Annotated in this window: 9 protein-coding genes; 6 read left to right on the top strand and 3 right to left on the bottom strand. The window is 71.7% G+C overall.

Annotated elements, in window-relative coordinates; all coding sequences use genetic code 11:
* The first annotated feature begins 329 nt into the window (after positions 1 to 329).
* From ACFVVA_RS41635 to ACFVVA_RS41615, 5 genes are all read left to right on the top strand, one after another.
* Positions 330 to 995, top strand: coding sequence for a hypothetical protein (locus tag ACFVVA_RS41635; RefSeq protein WP_387695923.1), 666 nt, complete (start codon positions 330 to 332; stop codon positions 993 to 995).
* A 202-nt stretch (positions 996 to 1,197) separates the two neighbouring features.
* Entirely contained in the window at positions 1,198 to 1,518 is a 321-nt protein-coding gene (locus ACFVVA_RS41630; RefSeq protein WP_387695921.1) for a hypothetical protein, read from the top strand.
* Positions 1,519 to 1,607: 89 nt separating this feature from the next.
* Positions 1,608 to 2,237: a hypothetical protein gene (locus tag ACFVVA_RS41625; RefSeq protein WP_387695920.1), complete on the top strand. Its 630-nt coding sequence runs from the start codon at positions 1,608 to 1,610 to the stop codon at positions 2,235 to 2,237.
* Complete coding sequence (locus tag ACFVVA_RS41620) at positions 2,234 to 3,502, top strand: AAA family ATPase (RefSeq protein ID WP_387695919.1); 1,269 nt, start codon at positions 2,234 to 2,236, stop codon at positions 3,500 to 3,502. Before ACFVVA_RS41625 ends, ACFVVA_RS41620 begins: the two co-directional genes overlap by 4 nt.
* 119 nt (positions 3,503 to 3,621) lie before the next feature.
* Positions 3,622 to 4,059, top strand: coding sequence for a hypothetical protein (locus ACFVVA_RS41615; protein ID WP_387695918.1), 438 nt, complete (start codon positions 3,622 to 3,624; stop codon positions 4,057 to 4,059).
* A 269-nt stretch (positions 4,060 to 4,328) separates the two neighbouring features.
* Here ACFVVA_RS41615 and ACFVVA_RS41610 read toward each other — a convergent pair whose 3' ends face one another.
* A complete protein-coding gene (locus ACFVVA_RS41610; RefSeq protein ID WP_387695917.1) occupies positions 4,329 to 5,141 on the bottom strand; it encodes a hypothetical protein in 813 nt (270 codons plus the stop codon).
* Positions 5,141 to 5,914 (bottom strand): ParA family protein, encoded by a 774-nt coding sequence (locus ACFVVA_RS41605; RefSeq protein ID WP_387695916.1) that lies wholly within the window; start codon positions 5,912 to 5,914, stop codon positions 5,141 to 5,143. Before ACFVVA_RS41605 ends, ACFVVA_RS41610 begins: the two co-directional genes overlap by 1 nt.
* Positions 5,915 to 6,138: 224 nt before the next feature.
* Between ACFVVA_RS41605 and ACFVVA_RS41600 the strand changes: the two genes are divergently transcribed.
* Positions 6,139 to 6,393, top strand: a complete 255-nt coding sequence (locus ACFVVA_RS41600) for a hypothetical protein (RefSeq protein ID WP_387695915.1) — start codon at positions 6,139 to 6,141, stop codon at positions 6,391 to 6,393.
* 141 nt (positions 6,394 to 6,534) lie between these two features.
* Here the strand turns inward: ACFVVA_RS41600 and ACFVVA_RS41595 are convergent, their stop codons facing one another.
* Positions 6,535 to 9,054: a Helicase associated domain protein gene (locus ACFVVA_RS41595; protein WP_387695913.1), complete on the bottom strand. Its 2,520-nt coding sequence runs from the start codon at positions 9,052 to 9,054 to the stop codon at positions 6,535 to 6,537.
* Positions 9,055 to 9,554 lie beyond the last annotated feature (500 nt).

Genomic DNA, 9,554 nt, shown 5'->3' with positions numbered 1-9,554 from the left:
GTCGCCTTCACGCGCCCGCTCGACCCGGCCGAGCTGATGCACGACATCGACACCGCCCCGCTCGACGCCCTCGGCGACGGCCGGCTGATGACCGCCGCCGGGGCCTGGCTCGCCCTCCAGCACCGCCAGGCCGACCCCGCGCCCGCCGCCAAGGCACTCCCGCCCGGCCGCAGCTGACCCCGCGCCCGCCCGGGTGCCGCGCCGAACGGCTCGGCGCAGCACCCGGACCGGCCCACCACCACCCCGCCACCGACCAGTCCGCGACGCCGGTCGCCGATCAGGTCCAGACCCTCCTGCTGGACGCGCGCCTCTCCCGCTCGCTCACCACCGTGATCGACTCCCCGCCCGCCCAGGGCCGGCCCCGCCAGCTCACCAAGGGCGGCGCCGAGCCCTGGCCCGCCGGCACCCACGCCCACGACAAGACCAAGGCGTGGCGGCACGGCCGCTTCTGCTCCGAACCCATCACCCAACCAGAGGAGAGCCTCTTGACCGTTGTCCCGCTCGACCCCGACTCCCCCGCCAGCCACGCTGTCGGCGTCGACTTCGACCTCACCCTCGTGGCTCATCGGGACGGTTGGCAGGACGGCCGCATCTACGGCGCCCCGATCCCCGGCGCCCTCGAAGCCCTGCGCGTCCTCCAGGCCCGTCGTTCGGTTTTCGTGGTGACGGCCCGGCACCGTCGTTACCACCCCGCCGTCGCGGCCTGGCTGATCCGCCACGGCTTCGACGCCATCGTCGACGACGACCCCGACCGCGCCTACTGGCGCGGCGACCCCGTCCTGGTGACGAACAAGAAACTCGGCGGGGCGATCTACATCGACGACCGCGGACTGTGCTTCGAAGGCGACTGGGACACCACCCTCGCCGAGGCGCTGCGCCGCATCGGCGAGCCTTCCGACCTGCCGGCGCAGCTGTCCGCCGCCGTCGGCGCGCCGCCCCGTCTGTGCTCGCGCGTCGCTGATCAGCCCGGCACCACCACACCGCACCGCGTCTGAGCATTCACGGCCGTCCGGCGCGGCGACACCGCCGACGCCCAGCGCCTGGTCGACCACCTGCTGAGGGAGCCGACCGACCCCGCCGCGACCGAGGCCCGACTCCAGGCCGCGATCAGCCAGGCCCGCCACGCCTGACAGAGCACCCGCCCACCCATCAGGCCGAGCCCGTCCAGGGCCCGGCCGCCACCCGAGAGGAACCACCATGGGATTCTTCAACCGCAACAAGCCCGACGCGCTCGACGCCGCCCAGGCGCGGCACAGTGCCGCCGTCGAGGCGTCCCGCCGCGAGGCTCCGCTGGACCTGACCGGCGGCCGCGGCGGGCGTCGCGACCACCGGGCGGAGCACCGCGCCGCGCTCGCCGGCGAGTTCGGCGACGCCTACGCGTACGCCAAGGGCGGCGACCTGCACGGCCTCAACCGCAACCCCGACGGATCCCCGGAGACGGCGGGCCAGCACATGCGCCGCGAGGCGGAGGAGCAGGCCCGCGACGAGCAGCGGCGCCGCCGCTGGGGCCGGAGCTGACCCAACACGCAGTGCGGGGCGGCCGTCCCGCCGCCAGCGCCGACGGCCGCCCCGCCCTCCTTGCCCCGAGTCGAGAGGAGGACCAGGCAGTGAACAGCACCACCGTGATGATCGACTGGCACACCAACTGCACCCTGGGCGGTGTCGTCTACCCGACCCGCAGCCGCGCGCCCCGCCGGGAGGTCACCACCGCCGAGGAGCTGCTGGAGGGCCTCACCCAGCAGCAGCACAAGCTGATGAACGCGGTGCACGAGGCGGGCCACGCGGTGGCCGTGCTCGCCGCCGGCGGTCACCTCCACCGGGCCCGCCTGATGCCGGACGACCTGGATGTCGACGGCGCCGTCGAGGGCTGCGGCCTCACCGACGGCCGTGCCTACGCCGCGTTCGCCGGCGCCGGGGAGCGGGCCGCGGACAGGTGGCTGCGGGAGTCGGGGCTGTGGACCCCCGGCCGGGCGGTGGCCGTCGAGATCGGCGCCCGGGGCGACCGGCGAGAGCTGCTCAAGCTCAACCCGCACATCGGCTTCGGCGACGACGAGCGGCAGGACTACCGCATCGTGCACGACCTCGCCGACGCCCTCCTCGACCAGCACTGGGAGGCGGTCACTACCGTGGCCGCCGCCCTGATGGACCGGCACCACCTCGACGGCGCCACCGTCGCCGCGCTCGCGGGCCTGCCCAACGGCCCGCACCACCACACCGGATCGGAAGGGACATCATGACCACCACCACCGCCACCGCCCGCACCCTGGCCGCTCTCGGCCTGCCGGACCCGTGCCTCATCGCCCTCATCGGCGCCCCCGGCACCGGCAAGTCCACCTTCGCCGGCGCCTTCGACCCTGACGACGTCCTGAACGCCGACCACCTGCGGGGCCTGGCCAGCGGCGACCGGGCGTGCCAGGCCGAGGCCGTGAACGGCCTCGTCTGGACGATCCTGCACGCCCTGCTCGACTCCCGCCTCGGGCTTCGCCGTCCGACCGTCATCGACGCCACGTCCGCCGAGACGGCCCACCGCGCGGAGCTCGTCGTCCGGGCCCAGCGACACGAGATCCCGGCCTACGCGCTCGTCCTGGACACCCCGCTGGACGTCGCGCTGGCCCGAAACACCGCCCGCGACCGCCGGGTGTCCGAGGACGTGGTCCGCACCCTGCACGAGCAGATCACCGCCGGCCTGCCCGGCCTGGCCGACGAGGGCTTCGCCGGTGTCCTGCACGCCTCCCGCATCTCGCTGCCCACCGCGGCCGCCGACGGCGGCGAGGGGACGGGGGACCGGGTGGAGGTCGTCCCCGCCGGCCTGCGCGACTGGGCCGTGAGCTGGCCGCAGTACGCGCCGCTGGACGTCACGCCGCCGGAGCTGCTGCCGCAGGCGCTGGCGGCCGAGGTGCCGGCGTGGGCCGAGGGCGCGGCCACCCCGGCCGACGTGACCAACTGGGACCAGCGCCGGGCCGACGCCCTGGTCCCGTTCGAACTCGACCACCGGGGCTGGCCGCTCCACCCCGCCGGGCGCACCGGCCGCTCCGGCAGGAACCTGGGCAGGTGGGGTGAGAACGCGGCGGCCGACCCGATCGTGATCGCGGGCGCCGGCGTGGACCGGCGGATCCTGCTGATCACCCGGGACGACATCGGGGTGGAGGCCATCCCGGGTGGGATGGTGGACGCGGGGGAGACCGCGCCCCAGGCACTCGTGCGGGAGTTGCACGAGGAGACCGGAGTGGACCTGAGGGGCCACCAGCCGGTCATCCTCGGCACGGGCCTGGTGGACGACTGGCGCCAGTCGGACCACGCCTGGGTGGCGAGCACCTCCGCCCTGTACGTTCTGCCCGCCACCGTCACCGCGACGGCCGCCGACGACGCCCTGGACGCCACCTGGTACCCGGCGGGCACGCTCGCCGAGCTCGAGGCCGCCATCGCGGCCGCCGGGCGCACCCTGTACGCCGCCCACCGGCCCCTGATCACCCGCGCCCTCGCCCACCTCGCCCAGCAGTAGCCCATCCCGCCCGTACCGGTGGAGCGCCGGCGAAGGGCCTGCTCGTCCGGCGCAAACGTGAAACGTGAAACACCACAAGCCCCTATGAAGCATCTCAACTGGCAAGGAAGGACGGGTACATGGAAAGCAACCCGAACGCCGGGGACGGCGGCCTGGTCCAGGTTGTCGTCCACTCGATCGGCACCCTGCACGACGAGGCGCTGGAGCTGATCGCCGCGCACGACGGCCTGGTCTTCAACGTCGGCGACCGCCGCTTCCGCAACCCGCACCACGATCCGCGGCTGCGGGAGCTGACCGGCCTGGACGACGTCGTCCGCGACCACGTGCTCCAGACCCCCGGCGTGATACCGGAGGTCGAGCGCATCGCCGAGTCGGCCAAGGCGATCGTCTACAGCTACGCCAACCGGCGTCGGCGCCCGGTGCACGTCACCATCGCCTGCCGGGGCGGCCGGCACCGCTCGGTCGCGATCGCCGAGTCCGTGGCCGAGTACCTGCGCATCCACGACACCAGCGTCGAGGTGGTCCACCACCACATCCGCCGCCCCGTCGTCCAGTAGCGCCCCGGCATCACCCCGGCCAGCAGCTCCGGTGACGCGCTGCTCGACTCGGCCGAGGCCGCCGCGCTCCACGCGGAGCCGGGTGGCATCGTCACCGGCTCCCGCGTCCACCGGGCCTGACAGCATGACGGCGGGCCGTCCCCAATGGAGATGGGGGCGGCCCGCCGCCGTCCTCGCCTGCCGATCGGTCAGCAGCCTGCCCCGTCGAAGACGAGAAGGCCCACACCCCGCCAGGGTGTGGGCCTTCTCGTCTTCGGGGTTGCTGCCGGTTAGGCCGCCGCCGACTCCGGGGAAGCGGCCTTGATCTCCACCTCGATCCCTACCGACGACGACAGCGCCTCGATCAGGTCGCGGACCATCGCGCGCGTGCCGTCGGGATCGCGCTTCAATGCGGCCTGGACGGTGTCGGCGTCCAGCTTCTTGGTGACCCGGCGCAGCGCCGCGAACGGGTCGGCCGCCGGGGAGTTGGTGAGCTCCTTCTTGCCCTCCAGGCTCGCCAGGTAGGAGACCACGGCCTCCTCGGTGGCCTTCTTCTTGCCGACCGCCTCCGGGGGCAGGGCCTTGGCCGCGCCGGCCACCATCGCGGCGGTGACGGCCATGCCCTTGAGCTGAATCAGGGCGATGTAGAGCAGCGCGGCGGCATCGACGTTGTGTTCCTCGGACAGGGCGACCAGCTCCCACGCCTGCCCGTAGCCCAGTCGCTTAGAAACAATTGTTTCCAGGCCGTTCGATTTCTGCCCCAGGGAATCGAACACCTTCTCCGCGACCCGCCACGATCGGATCAACTTCCCCGCGTACTGCGGGGTGATGTCCCACTGTTCCAGGCAGTACGCCTCGAACGTGCCGTGGCTCACCCGATAAAGCCGGCCTCCCCGGATCGCCTCCAAGGCCTTGCCCGCCGCCCAGTACGCGACCCGCAGGTTCTCCAGCGCGGCCTCGCACTTCACCAGCAGCTCCCGCTCCTGGGCGATCAGGACCGGGGTCTCGGCGAGCTGCTTGGTCGGCAGGCTGTTGATCGCGCGGGCCAGCGCGACCGCCGTCCCGGGCTTGCCCGGCCCCTGAGAGCCAATCTGCTGTCCCATCAGAGCATCTGCTCCATCGTCAGGGCAACGCGCATGAAGTCCTCGCGGGCGTTCAGCGCGGTGCCGCTCATCTTGTACTCGGTGACGACCGCGCCGTTCTCGTAGGCGTGCTCGTGGATGGTGTACCGGCGGATCGGGTCCGAGACGCGCGGGTAGTTCCGCTCGTCGACCCACGACTTCACCTTGTTGAGCTGCGTCTCGAACTTGTCCTTACCCGGGTCGTGCATGTTGATCACGACCAGGAAGGGGATCGACCTGGGCTTCAGCACACGCTCGATCGTGAACTCCGCCTCGTCCCACGTGATCATGCTCGGAGTGATTGGCACGATGGCAAGGTCGGCCAACTCCAGGACCTCGCGCAGGGCATCGGCCACCGGGCTCTGCCCGAGCGGATCCTCGCCCCACTCGGTATCCGGGTCGACGTCCATGAAGCCGGGGGTGTCGACGATAAACCTGCGCCGCGACGGATCCTTCACGAGCTCCGACAGGATGCCCACCTTGCCGCGGGTGACCACATAGTCGAAGGGCAGAGCATCCTCGCGGACAGCCGAGCACCACTTCTCCAGGCTGCCCTGGACGTCAGTGCCGGCCGCGACGACGGGCGACGCACCGTCCGACTGGACCGCGCTGCGCCCGCTGCACGCCGCAGTGTTGATGGCGATCGTGGTCTTGCCCGATCCGCCCTTCTGCTGGATGACGACGATGACCCTCGTCGTCTCGGGGCGCGCCGTGGCGACGTCGACCGCGGCCTGCGCTGCTGTGGATGTTGTCATCCCAGAACCTCTCGTCGTCCGTTGATTTCACCGCACGTGCGGCTACTCGGACGCCCCTACCATGCCAGATGGCCTCACCCCACGATGGAAGCGGGGCCGAATGTGACAAATCGTCATTCCTGCTGAACGTCAGGCCCTACCGTGGAAGGCTGACCGTCGGCGCGAGTCCAGGCCTGTCTGGACGGGCACCCTTCCCGCAGGCCCAGCAGCACGAGGAGGACCCGGTGAGGGTACGAGAAGCAGCCCAGTCGGTCCTGCGGGTCCTGATCGACCGGGACGCCCACCCCGACCCGTACCTGGAGCTGGTGCGCCTGGGCGCCGAGCACGAGGACATCGAGGCCAAGACCAAGGTCACCCTGATCGTGCCCGGAGGCATCGTCACCGGCACGGTCATCTCGCCGGCGGCCTGGGAGCAGCAGTTTGTCCGCCAGCTCCAGGACGAAGACCACGACCTGCGCCGGGGGTGCGCCGGACAGTGAAGTTCCGCCACCCGCAGAACGAGCCCTAGCCATCCAGGTAATGCAGGAAGGCCGCCACCCCGAAGGGTGGCGGCCTTCCTGTGCCTTCTCGGGGCCACGGCGGCGTGCCGCCGGCCACGGCACCACCCCGGCCGGGCGTTCCTACCAGGCCACGCCGAGGGCCTCCAACTGCCCGAGCTGCTCCGCGGTGAGCTTGTCCCGGCGGGCGCGCTGGTTGTTCAGCCAGGACCCGAGGGACACCCCGTTCTCCTTGTGGGTGCGCGGCACCCGGACGTGCCCCTCGCGCTCGACGAAGGCGGCGAGCGCCGCCAGGCCCTGCTGGAACCGGTCCACCCGGGAGACCTTCGGCTTCGCCGCGGCCAGCGTCCGCGCGGCGGCGAGCTCCTGGTCCTCCTCGATGCCGAGCGCCGTCAGCAGGTCCTGCTGCTCCTGGTCGAGCTCGGCCCACCCGGCCCGCTGCGCCCGCACCCACCGGCCGAGCGTCTCGCCCTCGAACTCGGTCTCCACCGGCAGCTGCGCCCAGTCGACCCGGCCGTCCGACTCCAGCCACCACTGCCGGGCCACCGCGTAGGAGCGTTGCCAGACGATCGGCCACCGCGGGCACCACCACGGGTCGATCTCCTCCAGCGCCGCCCGCCGCTCCGCATTCAGCGCCCCCGGCTCGCCCTCGGGCACCTCGGCTGCCGCCCGAAGGCCGGCGAGCCAGGCCCCGATCGCGTACCCGCCCACGGCCGCCCGCGCCGGCGCCGCCAGGGACCCGCCGTGCTCCTTCGCCCAGACCCGCGCCCAGTCGAGGCCGGCGTCGAACCGCGCGTCCGACACGGACCAGATCATGCCCAGCGCGTCGAGCATGTCGACCCGGTGGCGTGCCAATTCGCCGTTCGCGAATTCCACCCGGCGCTGTGCCAGCCATTCTCCGAGCCGAAAATTCTCGTTCTCACCGACCCGCGTGGACCACGGAACATCCAGTCCGCCGGTCTCCTCGAACCAATTCCGGCAGTGCCCGATCCCCTCACGCCAGAGCTGATTCTCACCCGTCAGCACGCGAGTCGAGATGAACAGCGCCAGCACGTCCGAGCCGACCGGCGACTGGAACCGCACCGGCAGCGAGAACGACGGCGAACCCTCACTCACACCCGGCGCGACCTGCGCCTCGGCGCTGCGCCCGGTGGTCCGCTTGCCCGACTTCTGGGGCACGGCCAGGGACTCGACCACCCGCGCGTCGTGGCTGCGGATCGCGCTGAGGATCTTGACCAGCGGCCCGTACGAGTCCGACTCCAGAATGTCCCCGGGCTCCTCTCCGGGCTGCAGGAAGACCGGCACGATCAGACTCGCGGTCTTTCCCTCGCCCGGCTTCATGCGTAGGGCCCGGCCGATGGCCTGGACGATATCCACCATGCTGCCCCGGCCCTGGAGAAGAACCGCGTCCGCATTCGGAATATCGACACCCTCGCCAAGAACTCGGCAGTTCGAGAGCACGGCGTGCGCCAGGCCCTCGTCCTCCTCGGCCGTTCCGAAGTCCCGGATGGTCTCCTTGCGGAAATCCACCTCGTGCTCACCGGAAAGCCACTGCGCCCAGAACTCCTCCGGGTACTTCGCGGGATTCTCGGCGTGCAGCCGGTCAACGGCCTGGTTCAGCGTCTCCGAGAAATACCTGGCCTCGATCGTCCGGTTGTGGAACGTGATGACCCGCCTCAGCCTCCGCTCCACGATCGTCTTGGCCAGCCCGGCCTGGATGGCCGCGATCCGCTCGGCCGGCACCTGGTCGTCCTCGCCGTCCTCGGCCTCACCCACCCCCGGCCCCCACGGCACCGGCTGCCGCTCCGCCGCCGTCCGGTCCGCGCCCGGGTCCCGCAGCTCCAGCACCACCACCTCGAACGGCGCCAACAGCTTGCGGTCGATCGCCTCCGCCAGGCCCAGGGACACCACCTGACGCCCGTAGACCTGCTGATCGTCCATCGACACCGCCAACTCCTCCGGCAGCGGCTGGTGCGCCCCCTCACGCTGCCGCGCGCGGGCCTTCGGCGGCGCCCAGATCCGCGGCGTCGCCGTCATGTAGAGCCGCCGCCTCGCCGGGATCGCCTCGTTGTCGTGAACGACCGTCCATTTCTTCTCCGCGTGCCCGGAGGACCGGTGCGCCTCGTCGCAGACCATCAGGTCCAGCGGCGGGAGCTCCTGGCCGCGTTCGGCGTAGTACTCGTAGGTGTCCTTCAGCGCCCCGGCCGAGGCGTAGGTGGCGAACAGGGTCAGCGGCCGGCGCTTGCGCGCGGCCTGCTCGATCCACCACCCGATCATCCGCCGCCCGGTGCTCGCCTGCGTCCCGAACGGCAGCTCGCCCGCGGCCAGCGAGCACACCGCGTGCATCTCCCCCGCCCGGCCACCCCGGCGCCACTCCCCGATCATCTGCACCAGCAGGTCCAGCGTGGGCACCACCACCAGGACCACGCCGCGGGGCGCCAGCTTCTGCCCGGCCGCCGCCCCCACGAACGACTTGCCCGACCCCGTGGCCATCTGCGCGGTCACCCGCAACCCCGCCGGCGCACTCTGCCCCGGACGCAGCGTCAGGCCCCGCACGATCGCCTCCAGCGCCTCCACCTGGTGATGGCGAAGCGTGATCTCCTCGGGCCCCTGATCCTCCGCCAGGAAAGTCTCCACGCTCACAGAAATGTTCTCCCCTCGAATGCCCCAGGCCGGACCGGGATCTGACAAGAACTGCTGACAGTGCGCTTCTGATACATTCACCGGCCGGGCCGAGAGGCCAGAACGGACGGGAATCAAAGCCAATGTGCGGGCGGCTTCCGGTAGCCTATCAGTCAGCCCGGAAAAAAACCGGGAAATCCCGGAAGCGCCGAGGACGGACCCCGAATCCGGCAAGGTTCCCTGACAGATGCCAACTGATACACTGGTCACCGTTGCTCACCCTCCGAGGGTAGCGCACCCCAACCTCACCCGGGGCCGAAAATGCCGGTCTGGACCCCGGTCTAGACCTCCCTGAGAGGAGTGAAGCCGACCCGCACGCGCCCCCGATGCCCACCCCTCCCCCTAGTCAGCCCGTCGCGAGTTCAACCAAAGTCCCAGCTCAACCATGTGAACGAGCATCAGCCCACCGGCACCATGGAGCGAAGCGGAGTGGTGCCCGGCCCGAGCGGAGCCGGGCCGAC

Origin of the sequence: Kitasatospora sp. NPDC058048 (genome assembly GCF_042885555.1) — a bacterium.
GTDB lineage: Bacteria > Actinomycetota > Actinomycetes > Streptomycetales > Streptomycetaceae > Kitasatospora > Kitasatospora lactacystinica.
The sequence above is the reverse complement of the archived record's forward strand: the minus strand, read 5'-3'. Positions and strand labels throughout refer to the sequence as shown.

Excerpts from the sequence above, each read along its gene's own strand:
- ACFVVA_RS41610 (WP_387695917.1), bottom strand. The coding sequence starts at position 5,141 with ATGGGACAGCAGATTGGCTCTCAGGGGCCGGGCAAGCCCGGGACGGCG.
- ACFVVA_RS41620 (WP_387695919.1), top strand. The coding sequence starts at position 2,234 with ATGACCACCACCACCGCCACCGCCCGCACCCTGGCCGCTCTCGGCCTG.
- ACFVVA_RS41605 (WP_387695916.1), bottom strand. The coding sequence starts at position 5,914 with ATGACAACATCCACAGCAGCGCAGGCCGCGGTCGACGTCGCCACGGCG.
- ACFVVA_RS41630 (WP_387695921.1), top strand. The coding sequence starts at position 1,198 with ATGGGATTCTTCAACCGCAACAAGCCCGACGCGCTCGACGCCGCCCAG.
- ACFVVA_RS41615 (WP_387695918.1), top strand. The coding sequence starts at position 3,622 with ATGGAAAGCAACCCGAACGCCGGGGACGGCGGCCTGGTCCAGGTTGTC.